The organism is Chromobacterium fluminis (assembly GCF_011602385.1).
GTDB lineage: Bacteria > Pseudomonadota > Gammaproteobacteria > Burkholderiales > Chromobacteriaceae > Chromobacterium > Chromobacterium fluminis.
Genome location: NZ_JAAOMA010000018.1, coordinates 56,252 through 80,183, shown reverse-complemented (window position 1 = coordinate 80,183; position 23,932 = coordinate 56,252). Strand labels below are relative to the sequence as shown.

The 23,932-nt window shown below is 62.7% G+C and carries 19 protein-coding genes, 2 tRNA genes and 1 riboswitch; of the genes, 15 read left to right on the top strand and 6 right to left on the bottom strand.

Annotated elements, in window-relative coordinates:
- Nucleotides 1-53: 53 nt before the first annotated feature.
- Nucleotides 54-920: a lipid A biosynthesis lauroyl acyltransferase gene (locus tag HA052_RS14065; protein ID WP_081545408.1), complete on the bottom strand. Its 867-nt coding sequence runs from the start codon at nt 918-920 to the stop codon at nt 54-56.
- 64 nt (nt 921-984) lie between these two features.
- The gene (locus HA052_RS14060; RefSeq protein ID WP_081545407.1) at nt 985-1,866 is read right to left on the bottom strand and encodes a lysophospholipid acyltransferase family protein; all 882 of its coding nucleotides are present in this window, start codon (nt 1,864-1,866) and stop codon (nt 985-987) included.
- A gap of 76 nt (nt 1,867-1,942) precedes the next feature.
- Here HA052_RS14060 and metK point away from each other — a divergent pair, with 76 nt between their 5' ends.
- On the top strand, nt 1,943-3,112 hold the full coding sequence (metK, locus tag HA052_RS14055) for a methionine adenosyltransferase (protein WP_019101982.1): 1,170 nt from the start codon (nt 1,943-1,945) through the stop codon (nt 3,110-3,112).
- Nucleotides 3,113-3,174: 62 nt separating this feature from the next.
- Here metK and HA052_RS14050 read toward each other — a convergent pair whose 3' ends face one another.
- On the bottom strand, nt 3,175-4,812 hold the full coding sequence (locus HA052_RS14050; protein WP_166452371.1) for a histidine kinase N-terminal 7TM domain-containing diguanylate cyclase: 1,638 nt from the start codon (nt 4,810-4,812) through the stop codon (nt 3,175-3,177).
- Nucleotides 4,813-4,891: 79 nt separating this feature from the next.
- Nucleotides 4,892-4,965, top strand: a riboswitch (S-adenosyl-L-homocysteine riboswitch).
- A 62-nt stretch (nt 4,966-5,027) separates the two neighbouring features.
- Between HA052_RS14050 and ahcY the strand changes: the two genes are divergently transcribed.
- Both ahcY and metF read left to right on the top strand, forming a co-directional pair.
- A complete protein-coding gene (gene ahcY / locus HA052_RS14045; protein WP_176219500.1) occupies nt 5,028-6,437 on the top strand; it encodes an adenosylhomocysteinase in 1,410 nt (469 codons plus the stop codon).
- Between the two features lie 131 nt (nt 6,438-6,568).
- Nucleotides 6,569-7,405 carry a methylenetetrahydrofolate reductase [NAD(P)H] gene (gene metF / locus HA052_RS14040; protein WP_081545404.1) on the top strand — a complete coding sequence of 279 codons (837 nt, stop codon included), beginning with the start codon at nt 6,569-6,571 and terminating at the stop codon, nt 7,403-7,405.
- 84 nt (nt 7,406-7,489) lie between these two features.
- On the opposite strand, the gene HA052_RS14035 is transcribed toward metF, so the two are convergent.
- Entirely contained in the window at nt 7,490-7,975 is a 486-nt protein-coding gene (locus HA052_RS14035) for an Lrp/AsnC family transcriptional regulator (RefSeq protein WP_039756263.1), read from the bottom strand.
- A 483-nt stretch (nt 7,976-8,458) separates the two neighbouring features.
- On the opposite strand from HA052_RS14035, the gene hppD reads away from it, so the two are divergent.
- The 12 genes from hppD (at nt 8,459) to HA052_RS13975 (ending at nt 19,355) form a co-directional block, all read left to right on the top strand.
- The gene (gene hppD, locus HA052_RS14030) at nt 8,459-9,532 is read left to right on the top strand and encodes a 4-hydroxyphenylpyruvate dioxygenase (RefSeq protein WP_166452370.1); all 1,074 of its coding nucleotides are present in this window, start codon (nt 8,459-8,461) and stop codon (nt 9,530-9,532) included.
- A 58-nt stretch (nt 9,533-9,590) separates the two neighbouring features.
- Nucleotides 9,591-10,721 (top strand): homogentisate 1,2-dioxygenase, encoded by a 1,131-nt coding sequence (locus HA052_RS14025; protein ID WP_081545402.1) that lies wholly within the window; start codon nt 9,591-9,593, stop codon nt 10,719-10,721.
- Between the two features lie 185 nt (nt 10,722-10,906).
- Nucleotides 10,907-11,890 (top strand): fumarylacetoacetate hydrolase family protein, encoded by a 984-nt coding sequence (locus HA052_RS14020; protein ID WP_166452369.1) that lies wholly within the window; start codon nt 10,907-10,909, stop codon nt 11,888-11,890.
- Entirely contained in the window at nt 11,883-12,527 is a 645-nt protein-coding gene (maiA, locus tag HA052_RS14015) for a maleylacetoacetate isomerase (protein ID WP_166452368.1), read from the top strand. The genes HA052_RS14020 and maiA overlap by 8 nt, the downstream gene beginning before the upstream one ends.
- A 152-nt stretch (nt 12,528-12,679) precedes the next feature.
- Nucleotides 12,680-12,755: transfer RNA gene (locus HA052_RS14010), tRNA-Phe, on the top strand.
- Between the two features lie 26 nt (nt 12,756-12,781).
- Nucleotides 12,782-12,857: transfer RNA gene (locus tag HA052_RS14005), tRNA-Phe, on the top strand.
- A 99-nt stretch (nt 12,858-12,956) separates the two neighbouring features.
- Complete coding sequence (locus HA052_RS14000) at nt 12,957-13,850, top strand: LysR substrate-binding domain-containing protein (protein ID WP_166452367.1); 894 nt, start codon at nt 12,957-12,959, stop codon at nt 13,848-13,850.
- A 222-nt stretch (nt 13,851-14,072) separates the two neighbouring features.
- On the top strand, nt 14,073-15,638 hold the full coding sequence (locus tag HA052_RS13995) for a BCCT family transporter (protein ID WP_166452366.1): 1,566 nt from the start codon (nt 14,073-14,075) through the stop codon (nt 15,636-15,638).
- Nucleotides 15,638-17,650, top strand: a complete 2,013-nt coding sequence (locus HA052_RS13990) for a CocE/NonD family hydrolase (protein ID WP_166452365.1) — start codon at nt 15,638-15,640, stop codon at nt 17,648-17,650. The genes HA052_RS13995 and HA052_RS13990 overlap by 1 nt, the downstream gene beginning before the upstream one ends.
- A gap of 26 nt (nt 17,651-17,676) precedes the next feature.
- On the top strand, nt 17,677-17,946 hold the full coding sequence (locus tag HA052_RS13985; RefSeq protein WP_166452364.1) for a CBU_0592 family membrane protein: 270 nt from the start codon (nt 17,677-17,679) through the stop codon (nt 17,944-17,946).
- A gap of 162 nt (nt 17,947-18,108) precedes the next feature.
- Nucleotides 18,109-18,465: a carboxymuconolactone decarboxylase family protein gene (locus HA052_RS13980; protein WP_166452363.1), complete on the top strand. Its 357-nt coding sequence runs from the start codon at nt 18,109-18,111 to the stop codon at nt 18,463-18,465.
- Between the two features lie 92 nt (nt 18,466-18,557).
- Entirely contained in the window at nt 18,558-19,355 is a 798-nt protein-coding gene (locus HA052_RS13975; RefSeq protein ID WP_206118904.1) for a Cof-type HAD-IIB family hydrolase, read from the top strand.
- Between the two features lie 70 nt (nt 19,356-19,425).
- On the opposite strand, the gene ptsG is transcribed toward HA052_RS13975, so the two are convergent.
- Entirely contained in the window at nt 19,426-21,189 is a 1,764-nt protein-coding gene (gene ptsG, locus HA052_RS13970; protein ID WP_166452362.1) for a PTS glucose transporter subunit IIBC, read from the bottom strand.
- An 86-nt stretch (nt 21,190-21,275) separates the two neighbouring features.
- Complete coding sequence (gene ptsP, locus HA052_RS13965) at nt 21,276-23,795, bottom strand: phosphoenolpyruvate--protein phosphotransferase (RefSeq protein WP_166452361.1); 2,520 nt, start codon at nt 23,793-23,795, stop codon at nt 21,276-21,278.
- Nucleotides 23,796-23,932 lie beyond the last annotated feature (137 nt).

Here is a 23,932-nt window from a genome sequence, read left to right as displayed (position 1 = left end):
AGAAGGGCGCCGCGCAGCGGCGCCCTTTGAACCGGCTCTTGGAGGGGGGAAGCTTAGTAGAAGCGCGCCTCGCCTTGCGGCCGGCTCTTGAAGCGCTTGTGTAGCCAGAAGTACTGGTCCGGGATTTCGCGGACGCGTTGTTCCAGGAAGGCGTTCATGCGCCGGGTGTCGGCTTCGACATCCTCGCTGGGGTAGTTGTCCCAAGGAGGGTAGAACTCCAGCTCAAAGCGGTTGCCCACGCGGCGGGCGATGGCCGGAACGACTTTGGCGCGCGCCAGCTTGCTGATGCGGGACAGGCCGGTGATGGTGGCGGCCTTGACGCCGAAGAAGTCGACGAAGACCGAGTCGCGCACGCCGAAGTCTTGATCAGGCAAGTAGAGGAAGGGCGCGTGGTCCTTGCGCATTGCCTTGATGATGGGGCGCAGGCCTTCCTGACGAGACACGATGTAGGCGTTGTCGTAGCGCTGGCGGCCTTGATAGATCTGGCGGTCCAGCGCTTCGTTCTTCTGATGGGAATAGACGCTGACCAAGGGGATGTGCTGGTTTAGCGAATACACGCACATTTCGAAACCGATGAAGTGCGGGTAGAACAGAATCACGTCTTCGCCGCGTTCGCGCAGTTCGGTGACGTAGTGCAGGTTCTTGATCTCGACCAGCTTGTCGATGCGCGCGGCCGAACTCCACCAGACCACGCCGTACTCCAGCACCATGCGTATCATGTGCTGGAAATTGCGGCGGATCAGCCGGCGGCGTTCCGCCACCGGCATCTCGGGAAAGCACAGGCGCAGATTGATCATGCCGACGCGGCGGCGGCCGTGGGCCAGACAGTAGGCGATATTGCCCAGGCCGCGGGCCAGCAGGCCGATCGCCCACATCGGCAGCAGGCGAATCAACCAAAGCAGGGCAAAAGCGAATTTCATAGGTTTCCTTGCTGGGACACTCGAAAACCTCGCTGCGTTGGCGAGGGGTTTCCGAGCGTTCCTGTTATTGCGCGTCCGGCCGGCTGACGCCGGGCGGACATTTATAGCGGTTATAGCTCCACAGGTATTGGCTGGGGAAGCGGCGGATCAGCGCTTCCACCTGGGCGTTGAGCTGAGCGGCATCTTGCTCCTTATCACCGCTGAACGCTTGCGCCGGCGGCTCGATGTGGACGCGGAAGCCCTGGCCGCCAGGGAGGCGCTCGCCGACGAAGAACAAGGTCTCCACGCCGCTGATCTGCGCCAGTCGCGGCACCAGCGTCATGGTGTAGGCCGGGCGTTCGAAGAACGGCGCCCACACGCCCTCGCCGTTGCCGGGCACCTGGTCCGGCAGGATGATGGTGGCTTCGCCGGATTTCAGCGCCTTCATCAGCACGCGCACGCCGGCGCCGGTGGCCGGCGCGGTCTTGCCCTTGCCGCGAGCGCGGCCGGCCTGCATCACCGGTTCCAGCCAGGCCATCTTGGGCGGGCGGTACATCGCGGTCAGCGGAAACGGCAACCGCGAGCTGATGTAGCGGCCTGCGATGTCGTAGCTGCCCAGGTGCGGGGTGACGAAGACAATGCCGTGGCCCTTGGCCAGCGCCGCCTCGACGTGCTCCCAGCCGGCGCACGACTTGACCATGGCGGCGATGTCGTCCGGCTCGCGGCACCAGGCAATGGCCAGTTCCAGCGCGCCCTTGCCGGTTTCCGCGGCGCTTTGTTTGACTAAACGCGGTAAAAGCTGATAATTTCCACAGATTTTACTAGAACTTAGGTTCTCCCGGAGCCGTGCTCTATAGCGGGGGGACGCATGATAAGTCAGTCGTCCAAGAACGGCACCTAGGCCTTGTAGCCAGGATAAAGGCAGGTGCGCCAGGAAAGACAGCAATAAATGGACTAGCTTAGACATATGAAGCTCAGTCTTGGTCTTAAAGCGACCTATTTTATCATCACAAGGTTTTGCATTTTTCGGGAACGAATAATAAATGAGCGAATATCTGTTTACATCTGAGTCGGTGTCGGAAGGGCACCCGGACAAAGTCGCCGATCAGATCTCCGACGCCATCCTCGACGCCATTTTGCGCGAGGACAAGCACGCGCGCGTCGCCGCCGAGACCCTGGTGAACACTGGCCTGGTCGTGTTGGCCGGCGAAATCACCACCAGCGCCAATATCGATTACATCAAGATCGCCCGCGAGACCATCAAGCGCATCGGTTACGACGATTCCGCGCTGGGCTTTGATTTCCGCGGCTGCGCGGTGATGGCTTGCTACGACAAGCAGTCGCAGGACATCGCCCAAGGCGTCAACGAAGGCGAAGGCCTGGATCTGAACCAGGGCGCCGGCGACCAGGGCCTGATGTTCGGCTACGCCTGCGATGAAACCCCGACGCTGATGCCGTTCCCGATCTACTATGCGCACCGCTTGGTGCAGCGTCAGGCCGAGTTGCGCAAGGACGGCCGCCTGCCGTGGCTGCGTCCGGACGCCAAGAGCCAGATCACTTGCGTATACGACGGCGCCACCGGCCTGCCCAAGCGCATCGACACCGTGGTGCTGTCCACCCAGCACACCCCGGAAATCGATCACAAGACGCTGACCGAGGCGGTGATCGAGGACATCATCAAGCCGGTGCTGCCGCCGGAGATGATTACGCCGGAAACCAAATTCCTGATCAACCCGACCGGCCGTTTTGTGATTGGCGGCCCGATGGGCGATTGCGGCCTGACCGGCCGCAAGATCATCGTCGACACCTACGGCGGCGCGGCGCCGCACGGCGGCGGCGCTTTCTCCGGCAAGGATCCGTCCAAAGTGGACCGCTCCGCCGCCTACGCCGGCCGCTACGTAGCGAAGAACATCGTCGCCGCCGGCCTGGCGCGCCAGTGCCAGATCCAGGTTTCCTACGCCATCGGCGTGGCCGAGCCGACCTCCATCGCGGTGGACACTTTCGGCACCAACTCGATTCCGAACGAGAAGATCGTCGAACTGGTGAAAAAGCATTTCGACTTGCGCCCCAAAGGCATTATCCAGATGCTGGACCTGCTGCGTCCGATTTACAGCAAGACCGCCGCTTACGGCCACTTTGGCCGCGAAGAGCCGGAATTCAGCTGGGAGCGCACCGACAAGGTGGAGGCGCTGCGCGCCGACGCCGGTCTGTAAACCGCGCTCGGCTTCGCGCCAAGAAACGCCTGTCCACGGACAGGCGTTTTTTTGTGTCTTGCTTAGAGGGCCGCGCTCAGGCGACAGGCGTTCTTGCCGCCGGCCTTGACCGCGTACAAGGCGCGGTCCGCGGCCTGGTACAGCGTGGCTGGGCTGTCGGCGTGCAGGGGGAAGGCGGCCAGTCCGCAGGAGAAGGTGGCGCAGAAACTGTCGTCGCCGGCGCCGTGCGGCAGTCGCTGGAAGGCGGCGCGCCAGGTTTCGGCGCGGCGCAGGGCCTGCTCGCCGTCGGCGCCGGGCATCAGCACCAGGAACTCCTCCCCGCCCAGGCGGCAGAGGATGTCGCCGCCGCGGCCGTCTTCGGCCAGCAGCGCGGACAGGCGGCGCAAGACCTCGTCGCCGAAGTAATGACCGAAGCTGTCGTTGATGCGCTTGAAATCGTCCAGATCGATCAGCGCGATGCTGAGCGGCGCGCCCTCGCTTCGCGCGCGGCTCAGTTCGCGGGCGAAGGTGTCGTCCAGATAGCGGCGGTTGTATAAACCGGTCAGCGGGTCGCGCAAGGCCTGTTCGCGCAGCGCCGCCTGCAGCGCTTCGATTTCGGCGATGCGCAAGGCCAGGGTCTGATTGGCGCCGCGCAGCGCCTCCTCGGCCCGGCGCCGCTCGGTGATGTCGCGGGCCACCAGCATGCGGCTGGAGTGAGGCTGAGGCTGCTGAGCGATCGGATACACGCGCAGGTCCAGAATGCGCGCGCCGTCTTGCAAGGATAGCTCCAGTGATGGTTCTCGGCCGCTCAGGATCTGTTCCCGCGGCCAGTCCGCCGGCAAGGCCTGCCCCAGCAGCAAGCGGCCCGGCCGGCCCAGCAGCCGGGCGGCGGCCGGGTTGAGGTCCAGGATGCGGAACTTGTCGTCTATCACCAGTACCCCGTCTCCCATGGCCTCGAAGGAACGCGCGCGCGCCACCGGCACCAGGTAGAGCAGACGCAGGTAGAGCAGGTCCAGCGCGAACACCAGGCCGGTGACGGTGAAGGCGAGGGGCGTAGGGTCCAGGCCCTGCAAGGGCATGGCGCCGCTCAGGTAGAGAATGTTGCCCAGCCAGGGCGCGCAGGCGCTGGCCATCAGCACGATGGACTGGCCGCGGAAGTGGGCCGGGTAGTAATGCAGAGCGCGGATCAGCATCAGCGAGCCGATCAGCATCATCAGGTAGGAATAGCCGGCGACGCCGATCCAGAACGCCGGGCCGTGCCCGTAGATCAGCAGATTGTAGCCGGAGGGGCTGGGCCGGTAGCCGGTCCACACCAGATGGTGGCTTTCGTTGCTGAGCGCCAGCAGCAGGCAGAGCAAGGGCAGGGCGAACAGCGCCGCCAGCCAGCGCCGGCTCAGCTGGATGCGGTTGTAGTCCAGCGCCAGCAGCAGGAAGAGCACCGGGGTGCTCAGCGTGCCGAGGTATTCCAGCTTGGACCAGGCGATCTTCGCGGACAGGCTGGCGGCGGACAGCTCGCACATGGCGCCGGCGGCCCAGAACGCCACCGAACTCATCAGCAGCGCCAGCCAGCGCACCCCGGGAAACTGGCGGCGATACCAGGCGATGGCGGCGATGGCGGTGGAAATCAGCGCGGCGATCCCGGACAGGGCGGCCAGCGGGGTGAAGTCGAAAGTCATGGGGCGAGGATGAATCGGCAAGCGGCTAGTGTATCTTCTTGGCATGCAGACTCCTACCTTTTCCGAGCGGCATAGGTATAATCGAAACGTCGCCGTCCGCGTGTCCACGCCGCCGGCGGCCGGTCGGCCCGAGGGGCGCTGCGAGGATGATCCATCCCCAGGCTCGGGCCGCTCCCGTTTCAACGGCGCTCACCTGATCAAAACCGTGCCGGGCACGGGAGCGGGTGAGCCGCATCCTGGCCGGCTGCGTGAACTAAGGAATGCTCGCGATGGCTGATTTCACCGATTTTCATGTTGCCGATATCAATCTGTCCGCCTGGGGCCGCAAGGAACTGGCGATTGCCGAAACAGAAATGCCCGGCCTGATGGCCTTGCGCGACGAGCACCGGCACAGCCAGCCGCTGCGCGGCGCGCGCATCGCCGGCAGTCTGCACATGACGATCCAGACCGGGGTCTTGATCGAGACCCTGGTGGCGCTGGGCGCGGAAGTGCGCTGGGCGTCTTGCAATATCTTCTCCACTCAAGACCACGCCGCCGCCGCCATCGCCGCGGCCGGCATCCCGGTGTTCGCTTTCAAGGGCGAGAGCCTGGACGAGTACTGGGAGTTCAGCCACAAAATCTTCGAATGGCCGGAGCATGAGCCCGCCAATATGATTTTGGACGACGGCGGCGATGCCACCTTGCTGCTGATGTTGGGCAGCAAGGCGGAAACCGATCGCGGCGTGATCAGTCATCCGTCCAACGAGGAAGAGACCGCGTTGTTCGCCGCCATCGCACGCTATCTGCAGAAAGACCCGCAGTGGTACTCCAAGCGGCTCAAGCACATCAAGGGCGTGACCGAGGAAACCACCACCGGCGTGCACCGCCTGTACCAGCTGGAGAAGGAAGGCCGCTTGCCGTTTCCTGCCTTCAACGTCAATGATTCGGTAACCAAGTCCAAGTTCGACAACCTCTACGGCTGCCGCGAATCGCTGGTGGACGGCATCAAGCGGGCCACCGACGTGATGGTGGCCGGCAAGGTGGCGGTGGTGCTGGGCTACGGCGACGTGGGCAAGGGCTGCGCGCAGAGCTTGCGCGGCCTGGGCGCCACGGTGTGGGTGACCGAGGTGGACCCGATCTGCGCATTGCAGGCGGCGATGGAAGGCTATCGCGTGGTGCGCATGGACGAGGTGGCCGACCAGGCCGACATCTTCGTCACCGCCACCGGCAATGTCGGCGTGATCACCCACGAACATATGAAGAAGATGCGCAACAACGCCATCGTCTGCAATATCGGCCATTTCGACAGCGAGATCGAAGTCGCCAGCCTGCGCCAGTACCAGTGGGACAATATCAAGCCGCAGGTGGACCACATCATTTTCCCTGACGGCAAGCGAGTGATCCTGTTGGCCGAGGGCCGGCTGGTCAACCTGGGTTGCGCCACCGGCCACCCCAGCTTCGTGATGTCCAACTCCTTCACCAACCAGGTGCTGGCTCAGGTGGAAATCTTCGCCAACGGCCAGCAATACGGCAAACAGGTGTATGTGTTGCCCAAGCATCTGGACGAGAAGGTGGCGCGCTTGCACTTGGGCCGCATCGGCGCCCGGTTGACCGAGCTGTCCGACGAGCAGGCCGCCTACATCAGCGTGCCCAAGCAAGGCCCTTATAAGCCGGATCACTATCGTTATTGATTTTTATAACGATAGAAAAACGGACAGGGCTATTAGAATGGTGCTGTCCGTTTTTTCTTGTCCGCCGCCGCGGACCGCGGTCATCCTATATAAAAACAAAGGAGTCTCCCGCAGGGAGATACAGAGAGATCATGACAGCACAGAGCCGAACCTTCAGTTTCGAATTCTTTCCGCCCAAGACCCCGGAAGGCATTGCCAAGCTGCGCACCACGCGCCAGCAATTGGCCCAATTCAAGCCGCAGTTTTTCTCAGTCACCTTCGGCGCCGGCGGCACCACCCGCGACGGCACGCTGGCGACAGTGCTGGAAATCCGCAGTGAAGGCCACGCCGCCGCGCCGCACCTGTCCTGCATTGGTTCCACCCGCGAGAATATCGGCGCCATTCTCAACGAATACCGCAACAACGGCATCCGCCACATCGTCGCCTTGCGCGGCGACATCCCGTCCGGCATGGTGGCGGCCGGAGAGTTTCGTTACGCCAACGAGCTGGTGGAGTTCATCCGCGCCGAGCACGGCGATCATTTCCACATCGAAGTGGCCGCCTATCCGGAATTCCATCCGCAGGCGCGTTCGGCCGAGGACGACCTCAACAACTTTGTGCGCAAGGTCCATGCCGGCGCCAACTCGGCGATGACCCAGTATTTCTTCAATGCCGACGCCTATTTCCGCTTCGTCGACGAAGTTCAGGGCCGGGGCGTGAATATTCCCATCGTTCCGGGCATCATGCCGATCTCCAACTTTGGGCAACTGTGTCGTTTTTCCGACATGTGTGGCGCGGAAGTGCCGCGCTGGCTGCGCCAGCGCATGCAAGCCTATTACGACGACAGCGCGTCCATCCGCGCGCTGGGCCTGGACGTGGTGACCGAGTTGTGCGACCGCCTGCTGCAGCACGGCGCGCCGGGTCTGCACTTCTACACGCTGAATCAGGCCGGGCTGGTGTCCACCATCTGGCAGCGATTGGGCTTGTGAGTCTGGACGCTTTCTCATGCAAAACGGCCCGGTATACCGGGCCGTTTTGTTTCGAATCCGCATGCGGTGCAAGGCCGCCCCGCCTTAAAGACCACGCAACTGGCCGAGCGGCAGTGAAGTCGTCCGCTTGATCTCCTTGAGCACGAAGCTGGACTTCACATCGGCGACGCCGGGGTGTTGCAACAGCTCGTCCATCACGAAGCGCGAAAAGTGCTCCATGTCCTCGAAATACACTTGCAGCAGATAGTCCATCTCGCCGGTCATCGCAAAGCAGTTGATGACCTCCTGCCAGCTTTGCACCGCCTCGATAAAGCTTTGCAAATGCGCGTTGCCGCGTTTTTCCAGCGTAACCCGCACCCAGGCTTGCAGACCCAAGCCGATGCGGGCGGGGTCCAGCAGCGCCACGTACTGGCGAATCACGCCGGATTCCTCCAGCTGTTTCAGGCGACGCAGGCAAGGGGATGGAGACAGGGCCACCCGTTCTGCTAATTCCACATTGGTTAAGCGGCCGTCATGCTGCAGTTCGGCCAGAATACGCAAGTCTGTCTTATCTAATGTAAGACTTGGCATGTTTTCTCCTAAAAGAGGCAAAATATTAGTGTTTTATACTTAGTTATTAATGGTTTCTTGGTATTTAGCAAGAAAATTGCCCCGTAGTTTCCATAGAATAAAAAGCCTAAAAACGCATTCTACACACGGCGCTAAAAAAGCACCGGGGTTTGTCGAGCGAATAAGACGGCGGAGATAAGATTCACATTTTGAGGAGAAGCTTGCCGCGCGTCACGGCAAGCCAAATCAGCGCGCGGCAAGCGCCTTTCTCCTCATTCAGTCTTTTCCCTCCCGACTTTTCCACGCGAAACCAAATGCGTTGCGCAGGGCTTTTTACAACATGTCATGACAAGACTATCACAAGACATGTCATCAAAAGCTACTGTTATTTGTTTATAAACAAGCTTGTTGCGCGGAATGCAAGATCAAGTCGCCGGTTCAGAGCGGCGTCATGCTCCGCTCGCCGCCAACCGGCCGCACACTCATCTACAACAGGAGAAACAGATGAAAATGGAAACCATGCTGCAGAACCCTCTAGCTACCGACGGTTTTGAATTTGTCGAATACACCTCTCCCACAGCGGAAGGCCTCGCCAAGCTGAAGGCCCTGTTCCTGTCCTTGGGCTTCAGCGAAGTGGCGCGCCACCGCAGCAAGAACGTCAGCCTTTTCCGTCAGGGCGATATCAATTTCATCTTGAACGGCGAATCGTCGCAGCCGGCCAACGCTTTTGGCCATGAACACGGTCCGTCGGCTTGTGCGATGGCGTGGCGTGTCAAGGACGCGGCCAAGGCCTATGAATACGCGCTGGCCCACGGCGCCAAAAAGTACGAGCGCCCAATCGGCTTCATGGAGTTGAATATTCCTGCCGTGGAGGGGATTGGCGGCTCGGCGCTGTATTTCGTCGACCGCTACGGCCCGGATCACAGCATCTACGACGTGGATTTCGTGCCGCTGGAGGGCGTGGATCAGCATCCGGAAGGCGTGGGCCTGTATGAGATCGATCACCTGACCCACAACGTGTTTCGCGGCAATATGGTCAAGTGGGCGGGCTTCTACACCGATATCGCCAACTTCCGCGAAATCCGCTACTTCGATATCGAGGGCAAGCTCACCGGCCTGGTGTCCCAGGCGATGACCAGCCCCTGCGGAAAAATCCGCATCCCGATCAACGAGTCTTCCGACGACAAGAGCCAGATCGAGGAATTCCTGCGCGAATACCACGGCGAAGGCATCCAGCACATCGCGTTGACCACTCGCGACATTTACAAGACCGTGGAAACGCTGAAAGCCGCCGGCACTCGTTTCCTCGATACTCCCGACACCTATTATGAAAAAGTGGACGAGCGCGTGCCGGGGCACGGCGAGGATCTGGCGCGTCTGCACAAGAACCACATCCTGGTGGACGGCGCGCCGGTGGACGGCGCCGGCATCCTGCTGCAGATCTTCACCGAGACCGTGATCGGCCCGATCTTCTTCGAGATCATCCAGCGCAAGGGCAACGAGGGCTTTGGCGAGGGCAACTTCCGCGCCCTGTTCGAGTCGATCGAAGAGGACCAGATCCGCCGCGGCGTCATCTAAAGCCCGCAGTTCATCGATGCCATCCCGCCGCCCAGGCGGCGGGATTGAAGGACACACCATGCGTAAATGGATTCAGTACCCCCACCGCGAAGGCACCGTCTCGCGCCAGGCGCACGCCGACTTTCCGGACACGGCCATCTATGAGCGGGAAGTGGGCCGCAGCGGTTTTTTCGGCCCCGCCACTCATCTGCATCACAAGCACCCGCCCACCGGCTGGAGCGCCTGGGAAGGCCCGCTGCGCCCGCGCGCCTTTGACCTGAACGAACTGCCCAAGAACGTCGCCGCGCCCTGGGCCGCGCCGCTGGTGTTGCACAATGCGCAGTGCAAGCTGCGCATCTGGAGCGTGGATCAGGCGATGACCCAGCTGTTCCGCAACGGCGACGGCGACGACATGTTGTTCATCCACGCCGGCAGCGGCGAGCTGTTCTGCGATTACGGCCATTTGAGCTATCGCGACGGCGACTACATCCTGATGCCGCGTTCCACCAGTTGGCGCATCGAACCGGCCGCGCCCACCACCATGTTGCTGATCGAGGCCAGCAACGGCGCCTACCAATTGCCGGACAAAGGCCTGGTGGGCCCGCACGCCATTTTCGACGAGGCGATGCTGGACGTGCCGGCGATCGACGACGCCTTCCGCGCCCAGCAGACCGAGGACGAGTGGCAAGTGGTGATCAAGCGCCGCGGCGCGCTGTCCACCGTGACCTATCCGTTCAACCCGCTGGACGCGGTAGGCTGGCACGGCAACCATTCCGTCGCTCGCATCAACTGGCGCGATATCCGGCCGCTGATGAGCCATCGCTACCATTTGCCGCCGTCTGCGCACACCACTTTCGTCGCCGACGGCTTCGTGATCTGCACCTTTGTGCCGCGGCCGATCGAATCCGATCCCGGCGCTTTGAAGGTTCCGTTCTATCACAACAACGACGATTACGACGAAGTGATCTTCTATCACGCCGGCGATTTCTTCAGCCGCGACAACATCAAGCCGGGCATGCTGACTTTCCATCCGGCCGGCTTCACCCACGGGCCGCATCCCAAGGCCTTCGCCAAGGCGATGACGGACCCCAAGACCTTCACCGACGAAGTGGCGGTGATGATAGACACGCGCGACGCCTTGGAGCAGGGGCCGCAGATGCCGGAGGTGGAGTGGACCCAGTATGTGGACAGCTGGAAACCCAAGCCCTGATTGTTTGAGTTCATTTCTACTGCGCAGGCTGATCTCGAAACTGTGATGCTCGCGGTACCATTTGTACCGCTGCGCTTCTCGTTTCGACCTCAGCCCGCTCGCGACGAAATGCTCCTCAAACGAAGCTTTCATGTCATACCCGTATCACTGGAATTTCAGCTGCCCAGCTGCAGAAAGAATAGAAGATGAAACTCGCCACATATCAGAATCAAACCCGCGACGGTCAGCTGTTGGTCGTCAGCCGCGACCTGTCCCGCGCGGTGGCGGTGCCGCAGATCGCCGCCAGCCTGCAACAGGCGCTGGACGGCTGGGACGCGCTGGCGCCGCGTTTGCAGGAGGTTTACGCCGCGCTTAACGAAGGCGAGGTGCCGGGCGCTTTCCCGTTTGAGCCGCAGCGTTGTCACAGCCCGCTGCCGCGCGCCTATCAATGGGCGGACGGCAGCGCTTATCTGAACCATGTCGAGCTGGTGCGCAAGGCGCGCGGCGCCGAGGTGCCGGCCAGCTTCTACCACGATCCGCTGATGTACCAGGGCGGCTCCGACGCCTTCCTGCCGCCGCTGGCGCCCATCCCGCTGCGCGACGAAGCCTGGGGGCTGGACTTCGAGGGCGAGGTGGCGGTGATCACCGGCGACGTGCCGCTGGGCGCGGACGCCGACGCCTGCGCGGGCCAGATCCGCCTGCTGATGCTGGTCAACGATGTCAGCCTGCGCAATCTGATCCCGAATGAGCTGGCCAAGGGCTTCGGCTTCTTCCAGAGCAAGCCGGCCACCGCCTTCGCGCCGGTGGCGGTGACCCCGGACGAGCTGGGCGCGGCCTGGCGCGACGGCAAGGCGCATTTGCCGCTGCTGGTGGAATACAACGGCGCGCCTTACGGCCATCCCAATGCCGGCGTGGAGATGCAGTTCAGCTTCCCGCAATTGGTGGCTCACGTGGCCAAGACCCGCGAACTGGCGGCCGGCTCCATCATCGGTTCCGGCACCGTGTCCAATCACGACCGCAGCGTAGGCTCCTGCTGTCTGGCGGAACAGCGGATGATAGAAACCATAGAGAGCGGCGCGCCGACGACTCCGTTCATGAAAGTGGGCGACCGTGTTCGCATCGAGATGAAGGACGCCGCCGGTGCCAGCGTCTTCGGCGCTATTGAACAGATTGTGGTGAAGCATGACTGAGCGCGTGCTGTACGGTTATTTCCGCTCCAGCGCCGCCTACCGGGTGCGCATCGCGTTGAATCTCAAGGGGCTGGATTACCGTTATCAAGCGGTCAATCTGCTTAAGGACGAGCAGCGCAGCCCCGAGTATCTGGCGATCAACCCGCAGGGCTTGGTGCCGTTGCTGGACGACGGCGGAGTCAAGATCGCGCAGTCCCTGGCCATCTGCGAATACCTGGACGAAGCTTATCCGGATACGCCGCGGCTGCTGCCGGCCGGCGCGGCGGCGAGGGCGCGGGTGCGCGCGTTGGCGCTGGCCATCGCCGCCGACATCCACCCATTGCAAAACGTCCGGGTTGGCAAGTATCTGCAGACCGAGTACGGCAAGGACGAGGAAGGCAAGGCGGAATGGATACGGCACTGGATTCAGACCGGCTTCGACGCACTGGAGCCGTTGCTGGCCGCAACGCCTGGCCGCTACGCGGCGGGCGAGCAGCCGACGCTGGCCGATGTTTGCCTGTTGCCGCAGGTATTCAGCGCCCGGCGTTTTGGCTTGGATCTGGCGGCTTATCCAAACATCGTTCGCATAGCCGACGCACTGGAGCGGTTGTCGGCTTTCGCCGACGCGCATCCATCCCGTCAGCCGGACGCGATCTAAGTCTTTGATCCGGCGGGCAGGTCTTCTCGGAGGACCGGCCCGTCTGTTTTTCCTGTCTGACGACAGCTCGTTTTTTTGCAATTATTCCTTGACGCGAATAGCGTCCTCTGATTAAATGCGTGGCTCTGACGGCGCGACAGCGCAGCAGTGATGGCCAGTTAGCTCAGTTGGTAGAGCAGCGGATTGAAAATCCGCGTGTCCGTGGTTCGATTCCGCGACTGGCCACCATCACCGCCTTAGCTTCAGCACCCGTCGGCCAGTTAGCTCAGTTGGTAGAGCAGCGGATTGAAAATCCGCGTGTCCGTGGTTCGATTCCGCGACTGGCCACCAGATATCTGAAAAGCCGAACTCATCGAGTTCGGCTTTTTGCATTGTGGCGCCGGACGCCTGTCCTGTCACCGGTTTTGGGGGGCGTGCCATAATGAGGCCATGAAACCGCTGCCGCCTCTTTATACCCTGATCGCTTTTGAAGCTGTGGCCCGGCTCTCCAGTTTTACCCAGGCCGCCGGTGAACTGAATCTGTCGCAAGGCGCGGTCAGCCGTCAGCTGCAGTTACTGGAAGACTATCTGGGGTGCAAGTTGCTGCAGCGGGGCACCCGCAAGGTGGAGTTGACTCCGGCCGGCGAACAATACCTGAGCGAAGTCCGCTCCGCTCTGGAGCAATTGGCCGGCGCCACGGCCAGTTTGACGCATTGGCAGCAAGACAAGCAGGTGACGGTGGCCTGTTCCACCGCGCTCGCCTCCTTGTGGCTCATGCCCAATCTCTCCGCCTTCCGCCAAACTCAGCCCGACCTCTCAATCCGCATTCTGGCCAACGATAATATTCAAGAGCTGCAGGCATTCGAATTCGACCTCGGCGTTTACTATTTCCGTCAGCCTCCCAAGGACGCCGATGCGGTGGCCTTGTTCGATGAGCACATGTACGCGGTTTGCAGCCCAGGCTACTTGCCGGCCGGTCCGGCCCAGCCCGCGGCTTTGTTGGACGAGACGCTGATCACCATGGATGGCGGTCAGCGCGACTGGTTCAACTGGCCGCAGTGGTTTGCCGCCCAAAACATTGCCTGGAGGCCGGCCGCCAGACAATTGAGCGTGACCAACCACCATTTGGCAGTGCAGGCGGCGCTGGCCGGGCAGGGGGTGGCGCTGGCCTGGGGGCATCTGATCGACAGCTATCTGGCCAGCGGAGCGCTGGTGATGGCGTCGGACGCCAAGGTGACGATGAGCGGCGCTTTTTACTTGTTGCTGCCGGAACGGAGGCGACCCAAGCAGGCCACCAGATTGTTCGCGGATTGGCTGGCCTCGCTGGCGGTGATGCGGCGGTGACATCGGATGATGGCCTCACGCCTGCAAGATGGCGATCACACGGCTTGATTGATGATCTGAAAACATAAATCTATCTAAAACTATCGTTTGTCCCGGCTTGGGCTTATCGCCGACACTGGTTTGGCCTGGGTAATAGCTCGGGCTTGCCTGCAAGCCGCGCCGGCATCAGAACCGCCGCCCCAGGGGCGACAGCGGCGGCAGGCTCCATCAAGGAGACAATCTATGCATAGCCATCATCGCATCAGGCCCCTGGTGTTCTGGCCCACTTTTCTACTATTGTTGGTGGCGCTGCTGCTCAGTTATCTCGACTTGTCCGCTTTTCTCAGTCTGGCCGGCGCCGCCAACAAATGGATACTCGGCCACTTTTCCTGGTTGTTCAGCCTGGCCAGTTTCAGCCTGCTGCTGACTTGCGTCTGGGTCTATTGCTCGCCGATAGGCAAGCTGCGCATCGGCGGCGCGGATGCCAGACCGTTGTTGGGCCGCAAGCGCTGGTTCGCGGTGACCTTGATGACCACCATGGCGGTTGGGGTGCTGTTCTGGACCACGGCCGAGCCGATTTACCATCTGTACTATCCGCCGGCGGCCTATCATTTGAGCGCTGGCAGCCCTGACGCCGCCAGCTTCGCCATGTCGGCCATGTTTCTACACTGGACTTTCACGCCTTATGCCATTTACACCGTGCCGGCGCTGTTGTTCGGTCTGGTGTTTTACAACCTCAAGTTGCCGTTCTCGGTGGGCAGCATGCTGCAGCCCTTGTTGGGGCGCTGGGTGGGCGGTTGTCGTGGACAATTGATCGATGCGCTGGCGCTGTACGCTCTGGTGGCCGGCATGGCTTCCAGCCTGGGCACCGGCGCGCTGGCGCTGGTGGGCGGCATCAACCAGTATCTGCCACTGCCGGCCAGTCCGTTCAGCATCGGTCTGGTGATCGCCGCCATCGTGGTGACTTTTGTCTGTTCGGCGCTCAGTGGCTTGCAACGCGGGCTGACCTGGTTGTCCAGCATCAACACTTGGATATTGCTGGGGCTGGCCGGCTTTTTGCTGCTCTTTGGGCCAACCACGTTCATCCTGGCGTTTGGTCTGGAATCGTTTGGCAACTATCTGAACCAGTTCTTCCGTCTGAGCCTGTCCACCGGCGCGGCCAGCCAGGATGGCTGGGCGGGTTCCTGGACCATCTTCTACTGGGCGGTCTGGTTTGCCTGGGCGCCGATCAGCGCCATGTTTCTGGGCAAGATCTCCCGCGGCTACACCGTGCGCGAGGTGATTGTGATGAATTTGCTGCTGCCGGCCGGTTTTACCGCGCTGTGGATCATGATTTTCAGCGGCACGGCCCTCTCCATTGATCTGGGCCAGGCCGGTCTGCTCAAAGGCGTGCTGGAGAGTCAAGGCGTGGAGAATGTGCTGTACACCATCATCCGTCAGTTGCCCCTGAGCGGGGTGATGGTGGCCATGGTGGTGTTCATCGCCTTCCTCAACTATGTGACTGCGGCGGACAGCAATACCGATGCCATCAGCAATCTGTGCACCGCCGGCTTTTCCGCGGACAGCGCGGAAAAAGCCGGCATGGGCATGAAAGTGGTGTGGGGCGTGGTGATTGGCGTGGTGTCCTGGGTGATGACCAGCTACGCCGGCGGCGTCGATGGGGTCAAAATGATGTCCAACCTGGGCGGCCTGCCAGCCTTGCTCATCATCATGGGCTGCATGCTGTCGCTGATCGTTCTGGTCCGTTCCGGCAAGCTGGAAACCCCGCCTGTTGCCGCCGCGGCCGCTGCCGCCAAGGAGAATCAATAATGAAAACCGTTACTCAGCTGCCGCAGGCCATTCGCGTAGTGGAGCACTTCACTATCACGCTGGCCGACGGCTGTGAATTGGCGGCGAGGATGTGGCTGCCGCGGGATGCCGAAACCAGGCCGGTTCCGGCGATTCTGGAATATCTGCCTTATCGCAAGCGCGACGGCACCGCGGTGCGCGACCAACTGACTCACCCGTATTTCGCCGGCCACGGCTATGCCTGTCTCCGGGTGGACATGAGGGGCTGCGGTGAATCCGATGGCGACTTCGTCGATGAATACTTGCAACAGGAACAAGAGGATGCGCTGGAGGTGATTGCCTGGATCGCCGCGCAGCCGTGGTGTAGCGGCAAGGTGGGCATGATGGGCATTTCCTGGGGCGGCTTTAACAGTTTGCAAGTGGCGTCCCGTCAGCCGGAAGCGTTGAAGGCCATCATCACCTTGTGCTCCACCGACCATCGTTACGCTGATGACATCCACTATAAGGGCGGCGCGCTATTGCTGGAAAACCTGGGCTGGGCCGGCACCATGCTCAGCTATTGCGCCGCCGCGCCCGATCCGCTGCTGGTGGGCGAGGCCTGGCGTGAGCGCTGGTTGCAGCGGCTGGAGCGGATGCCCTTGTTGCTCAAGACCTGGCTGAGCCACCAGACCGACGATGACTATTGGCGGCATGGCTCCATCTGTACCGATTACAGCGCCATCAAGGCCGCGGTTTACGCGGTGGGCGGTTGGGGCGATGCCTATCACAACGCCATTGGCCGGATGATGCAGCAACTGAGCTGCCCTAAAAAAGCGTTGATCGGTCCCTGGGCTCATAAGTACCCGCACTTTGCGGTGCCGGACCCGGCGATCGGTTTTTTGCAAGAAGCGCTGCGGTGGTGGGATTACTGGTTGAAGGATATCGATACCGGCATCATGGCCGAAGCCCCGGTCACACTGTATCTGCAAGAGGCGGTGCCGCCGCAGGCCAGCTATGCCAAGCGTCCTGGCGTCTGGCTGCGCGACCCGGCCTGGTCCAGCCCGCATGTCGAGCGGCGGCAGTGGGGGGTGAGCACCGCGGGCGAGCTGCGGCCGGGCGTTTCCGGAACGGGCGAGGTCAGCATCCGCTCGCCGCTGAGCACGGGCGCCGCCTGCGGCGAATACTGCGTGATCTGGCTGGGCCCGGAGTTTCCGCTGGATCAGCGCCGGGACGACGCCGGCTCGCTGGTGTTCGACAGCCAGGTGTTGGAGCGGGAGCTGCCGCTGTTAGGCGCGCCGACGCTGCGGCTGAGGCTGAAGTGCGATAGCCCCAGCGGTCAACTGGCGGTTCGGCTCAACGATGTGGCGCCGGATGGCGCGGTCACCCGCATCAGTTACGGGGTGCTGAACCTGGCGCTGCGCGATGGTTATGAACAGCTTCAGGCGGTAAGGCCGGGCGAGTGGATGGAGGTTCGGTTGCAACTGGACGATTGCGGCTACCGTCTGCCGGCGGGTCATCGGCTGCGGCTGAGCGTGTCCAGCGCTTACTTCCCGCTGATCTGGCCGGCGGCCGATCATGCCCGGCTGACGCTGGACCTGGCCAGCGCCACGCTCAGCCTGCCGGTGCATGATCTGAGCACCGTGGTGGCACAGCCCTTTGCCGAGCCGGAAGCCGCGCCGCCGCTGGCCCTGAGTTATTTGCGCTCTCCCGCCAGCAGCCGCGAAATCATTGAGGATGCGATGAGCAGCGAGGTGCGCACCGTGATTCGCGACGATTTCGGCCACTATCGTTTTGACGACCACGGTTTGGAGGTGGCGCAAAGCTGCGAGGAAATTTACCGTATCCGGCCTGATCAGCCTTTGTCGGCCAGCGGCGTGGTGAAGTGGAGTTATAGTGCCGGCCGCGGCGATTGGCGGGTCAGGGTGGAGAGCGAGTTGGCGCTGACAGCGGATGCCGGCCATTTCCACATCCTGGCGCGGCAAAGCGCCTGGGAGGGAGAGCAACTGCTGCTGCAGCGGGAATGGGACGAATATGTGCCGCGCCGCGCCCAATAGGGTAGGGCTCCCCAAGGAGGGGCGTCATGATGTGGTATGACTGGATAGGGCTGATCGGGGTATTTTTCTATCTATTGGCTTATAGCCTGTTGCAATGGAGGCTGGTAGATTTTAGCGATTACAGCTATAGCGGTTTCAATCTGATTGGCGCGGTGTTGCTGCTGATATCGTTGTGTTATGCCTTCAATTTGGCTTCATTGCTGGCGCAAGTGTTGTGGATAGTCATCAGCTTGGTGGGCATGCGTAAAACCCGCAAGGAGCGATTACTGGCCTTGCCGGGAAGGGAGGGGGTGTAGGCGGAGTGGGTGGCGATGAGATTGGCATTGAGCCCATGGTGACTGGCCGCCAGGATGGTTGAACAGCCGAACTCCTTGAGTTCGGCTTTTTGCATGGGGGAGGTACTTGCAAGTTAATATACAATTAAATATAATATATATTGTTATGTTAAGGAGGTGGACATGAGTCAGCATTACCCCGATTTGACCGCGGAACTGGGCGCGGAACTGAGCAAGCTGCGCAAGGAAATTCCGGAAACCATGAAAGGCTTCGGCCAGATGAGCCGCGCCGCTCACGCGGACGGTGCTCTGTCGAACAAGACCAAGGAGCTGATCGCGCTGGCCATAGGCATCGCCAACCGTTGTCAGGGCTGCCTGGCTTTCCACGCCAAGGCGCTGGTGGAACTGGGTTGCAGCCGCGCCGAATTCATGGAGATGCTGCAGGTGGCCGTCTATATGGGCGGCGGCCCGTCCTTGATGACGGCGGCGGAGGCGCTGCAGGCCTATGAGCAGTTTGGCGGCGAGGCCGCGCCCAACTGATACCAGTTCGGAGCAGAAAGCGTCCGCTCGCATTGATGGGCAGCATCGCCGGGCGGGCGTATAATGTGCGCTTCTGTTGTCGCGGGAGTTTGATGGTGTATCACTTCATCGCATCCGATCTGGATGGCACCTTGCTGGACCCCAATCACGCGGTGGACGACTTCACCGCCAGCACCTTGCAAGCTTTGCAGGCTCGAGGCGTGCGATTCGCCATCGCCACCGGCCGCCATTATCTGGACGTGCAGGGCATTCGTCAGGCGCTGGGCATCCGCGCCCACCTGATTACTTCCAACGGCGCGCGGGTGCATGATCCCGACGACAAGCTGGTGCATCGCCAGGATATCGATCCCGCCTTGGTACGCAGGCTGGCGCAAGCGGAATTCGCCGCCGGCACCGTGCTGAACTTTTATCTGGACGACGCTTGGCTGATTGATCAGCCTTGCCAGTATCTGCTCAACTTCCACGCCGATTCCGGCTTGCGTTATCAACTGGCGGATCTGGCCGGACACAGCGGCGCGGGCGTCGGCAAAGTGCTCTACATCGGAGAGCACGCGCATTTGCTGGAGGTGGAGCGCAAGCTGCACCAAGCCTTTGGCGACGAGCTGTATATTACTTTCTCGGCTGACGACTGCCTGGAAGTGATGGCGCCCGGCGTATCCAAAGGCCATGCGCTGGAGCTGGTGCTGGCGGATCTGGGCCTGGACAAGGCGCATTGCCTGGCTTTCGGCGACGGTCAGAACGATATCGAACTGCTGCGCACCGCCGGCCATCCGCGAATGATGGGCAACGCCCAGGCTCGTCTGGCAGAGCAACTGCCGGATGTGCCGCGCATAGGCAGCAACCGCGAAGCCGGCGTGGCGCGCCATCTGCGCGACTTGTTCGCCTTGTAGTCGGGAACGGAGTTCCAATAAAAAAACGCCAGCGCTTGCGCTGGCGTTTTGCATGTCGGGGCGGGACGGTTCAGTCTTGCAGCGCCTGGGCCAGGCCGGCGGCCCGGTCGCCGACGATCAAATGCCAGACGCCGGGGGCGACTTCCAGCATCGCCGCCACGCCGGCCGCGCGGGCGGCGTCTTGATTGAACTGAGACCCCTGTTTCAGCTCCACGCGCAAACGGGTATGGGCGATGGCTTCCACCTTGGCCAGGTTGGCCGCGCCGCCCAGCGCCTGGCGCAGCGCCGCGGCTTGGTTCTGATCGGCGGCGGGCGTCGGCGTTGCGGCATGAACCACTGGAGCCGGCGCCTTGGCGGGAGCGTCTAGTTCGGCGTCCGCGCCGGCGCCGCGCAGATAGATTTCCATATCGGTTTTCAGGTTTTCCGACTGCGGGCCGAAGATGGCCTGAATGCCGGTGCCCACCACCACCACGCCGGACGCGCCCATGCTCTTGAGCCTGGCCTGATTCACCTTGGCCGGCTCGCGCACCGCGATGCGCAGCCGGGTGATGCAGGCGTCCAGGCTGCTGATGTTGGAACGGCCGCCAAAGGCCAGCACCAGTTCGCGCGCGCGCGCGTCTTCGCTCAGCTCCACGCCGGCTTCGGCGCTCTCATCCTCGCGGCCCGGGGTTTTCAGGTTGAACTTGGCGATGACGAAGCGGAACACGCTGTAGTAGATGACGGCGTAGATTGGGCCGAGGATGAACACGTACCAGGCGTGCTTGGCCTTGTCGCCGATCAGGTTGAACATCAGGAAATCGATGCCGCCCTGGGAGAAGGTGAAGCCCATATGCATGTCCAGGGTGTTGGCGATGAATTGCGCCGACGCCGCCAGGCAAGCGTGGAGGAAATACAGCACCGGCGCCACGAACAGGAAGGAGAATTCGATGGGTTCGGTGATGCCGGTCAAAAAGGACGTCAGCGCGGCGGAAATCATGATGCCGCCCACCTTGACGCGGTTCTCCGGCTTGGCCGAATGCCAGATGGCGATGGCCGCCGCCGGCAGACCGAACATCTTGAACAGGAAGGCCCCGGACAGGATGCCTGCGGTGGGATCGCCGGCGAAGAAGCGGTTGATGTCGCCGTGTATCATCTTGCCGCTCACCGCGTCGGGGAAGGCGCCGATTTCAAAGAAGAAGGGCACGTTCCAGATATGGTGCAGGCCGAAGGGCAGCAGCAGGCGTTCGACAAAGCCGTAGACGGTGGCGGCGGTGCGCGGATCGCTGACCGCGGCCCACTGCGAGAAGCTCTTGATGGCGTTGCCTATCGGCGGCCAGATGAAGGACAGGGCCACGCCCAGCGCGATGGCGCTGATGGCGGTGACGATGGGCACAAAGCGCTTGCCGGCGAAGAAGCCTAGATATTCGGGCAGCTTGATCCGGTAATAGCGGTTGAACATATACGCCGCCAGGCCGCCGGCGAGAATGCCGCCGAACACCCCGGTCTGTATCGACGGCAGACCCATGATGGTGTCGGGTTTGACGCCCATCAGGCCGGCCATCACCCCTAGGGTGACGGTGGTGACCAGATGGCCGATCACCGCGGCGATCGCGGCCACGCCGTCGTTCTCGGTAAAGCCCAGTGCCACGCCGACGGCGAAGATCAGCGGCAGATTGCCGAAGATCACGTCGCCGGCGTTTTTCATCAGCGACAGGATGGCCAGCGCCACAGTGCTCTGGGTGTGGAAATCGGTGGCGCCTATGCCCAGCAGCAGGCCGGCCACCGGCAGCACGGCCACCGGCAGCATCAGCGCTTTGCCGATCTTTTGCAGAAATGCGAATGATTGACTAAACATGGTGGTTCATTCCTTGCTCAACAGCGTAGGAAATAGCGGGCGGCGTTCGCCGCCCCACATCGCTCCGGATGGCCGGAGCGCTTTGTTTATCGGGCTTGCGAGTTCAGATGCTTGCGGACTTCGCTCGCCGTGGACAGGGCCAGCGCCTGCTGCGCCAGGGTCAAGCACTCCGCCGCGCTCCAGCGCGACAGCGTGGCTTTGACCGCGGCCAGCGCCGGGGTGCTGACCGACAGCTCGGTGACGCCCATGCCCACCAGCAGCGGCGCGGCGCGTTCGTCGGAGGCCAGGCCGCCGCAGATGCCCACCCATTTGCCGTGGGCGCGGGCGCCGTCGCAAGTCATCGCGATCATCGCCAGCACCGCCGGGTGCAGCGCGTCGGCTTGCTTGGCCAACTGCGGGTGGCCGCGGTCCATCGCCAGCACGTACTGAGTCAGGTCGTTGGTGCCTATGGAGAAGAAGTCCACTTCCGGCGCGAAGCGCGCGGCCATGACGGCGGCGGACGGCACTTCCACCATGATGCCCACCTTGACGTCTTGCCTGCCGCTTGCGGCCTGTTCTTCGGCCAGCATGGCCTTGGCGGCGCGCAGCTCGTCCAGCGAGGCCACCATGGGGAACATGATGTGCAAGCGGGTCAGCGGCGCGGCCTGCAAGATGGCGCGCAACTGGGTGCGCAACAGGTCCGGGCGTTCCAGGCTGACGCGAATGCCGCGCAAGCCCAGGAAGGGGTTGTCCTCCTTGGGCAGGGGCAGGTAAGACAAGGGTTTGTCGCCGCCCACGTCCAGGGTGCGCACCACCAGCGGACGCTCCGTGCCCAGCGCGCGGGCCACCGCGCAGTATTCATCCGCCTGTTCCTGCTCGCTGGGCGGGGTGTCGCGGTTGTCGAACAGGAACTCCGAACGCAGCAGACCCACGCCCTCGGCGCCCTTGGCCACCGCTTCGCGCGCGTCGGCGGCGTTGCGGATATTGGCCACCACTTCGATGCGGACGCCGTCGCTGGTGCGGGCCTCCCGCTGCGACATCGCCGCCTCGGCCGCGCGGCGTTCCGCGATCTGCGCGATCTCCGCCTCGGCAGTGGCCAACTGCTCGGCGTTCGGCGCGATGCGCAGCGTGCCGCGGCCGCCGTCGATGATGACCTGTTCGCTGTCGGGCAGGGCCAGCGCGGCTTGGGAGATGCCGCAGATCGCCGGGATGCCCAGCGAACGGGCCAGGATGGCCACGTGGCTGGTGGCGCCGCCGGTGCGGGTACAGAAGCCCAGCACTTTTTTGGGGTCCAGCGCGGCGGTGTCGGACGGAGTCAGGTCTTCCGCGATCAGAATGGAGCCGGCAGGCACATCCAGGCTGGCCTGTTTGACGCCGGCCAGCAGGGCCAGCACGCGGCGGCCCACGTCGCGGATGTCGTTGGCGCGTTCGCGCAGCAGCGCGTTGTCTTGCGCTTCCAGGCGCGCGGAGTAGGAACTGAAAGCGGCGCGCCAGGACCAGGCGGCGGATTTGCCGTCCGCCAGGCCGGCGTAGGTTTGCGCCAGCAGGTCCGGGTCTTGCAACAGTTCCTGGTGCATGGACAGGATGGCCTGTTTGGCTTTGTCGGTCAGTTGGCTCTTGACCGCGTCGATCTGCTGGGCGGCTTCTTCAGTGGCGCGGGCGAAGTGTTGCTGCTCCAGGCTGGCGCCCTGGCCGAATTCCGGCACGTCGAATTCCTGCAGCCGGTGATGGTAGACGCGGCCGATGGCCAGGCCGGGCGAGGCGCCGACGCCGACCAGCAGCTCCGCGCTTTCCTGTTGTTGGGCTACGGCGGCGATGGGCGCGGGTGCTGCCGGCGCTTCGTCTTCGGCCTCGCCGCAGCGGTCCAGCAGTAGTTGGGTCAGTTCTGCCAGCGCCTGTTCAGCGTCCGCGCCGGCCGCTTCGATGCGTACCTTGTCGCCGTTGCGGGTGGACAGGCCCATTACGCCGACCACGGACTTGGCGTTGGCGGACTGCTCGTCCAACAGCAAGTGAATGTCGGACTGGAAGCTTTTCGCCTTGCTGGCGAACACGGCGGCCGGGCGAGCGTGCAGGCCGGCGGGATTGGTGATTTCGATTTCCGGCGACAGCAGTTTGGCGCCGCCGACCGCCGGCGCCGCGGCAGCGGCCGCGCCGGCCAGTTCCAACTCCAGCACCGCGGTCTTGCCGGCCTCGACCAAGCCGCTGGCGCGATGCATGGCGCTGACGGTTTCGTCCCCGTTGGTAATGATGATCTGGGTCAGCAGGCTTTGCGCGTTGCGCGCCACCAAATCCAGATTGAAGTCGATCAGCGCCTGACCGGCGCTGACGCGCTGCCCTTGCTCCACCAGCGGCTGGAAGCCCTGGCCTTTGAGCATGACGGTGTCGATGCCGATGTGCACCATGACTTCGACGCCTTCGGGCGAAGTGATGGTGAGCGCGTGATGCGCGGAATGGAGGTTGCTGACGACGCCGGAGACCGGCGCGAGCAGACTGCAGGAGGTGGGGTCCAGCGAGATGCCGTCTCCCACCATCTTGCCGGCGAACACCGGATCCGGGACGGTGTCCAGGGCGACCAGCCACCCGGAGAGGGGGGCGAGGATCTTCAGTCTTGGCAAGGTTGTGCTCATATGTAACTCCTCAGATCGGGAATTTATCAGTTGTTTTATTACGAGCGTCGGCCTGCTTCTTCATGAGCGGTTCCGCATTGGCGTGCCGGATAGGGTACACCGTAGGGAAAGGCCTGTCTTGATTCGATGGAGCTGTG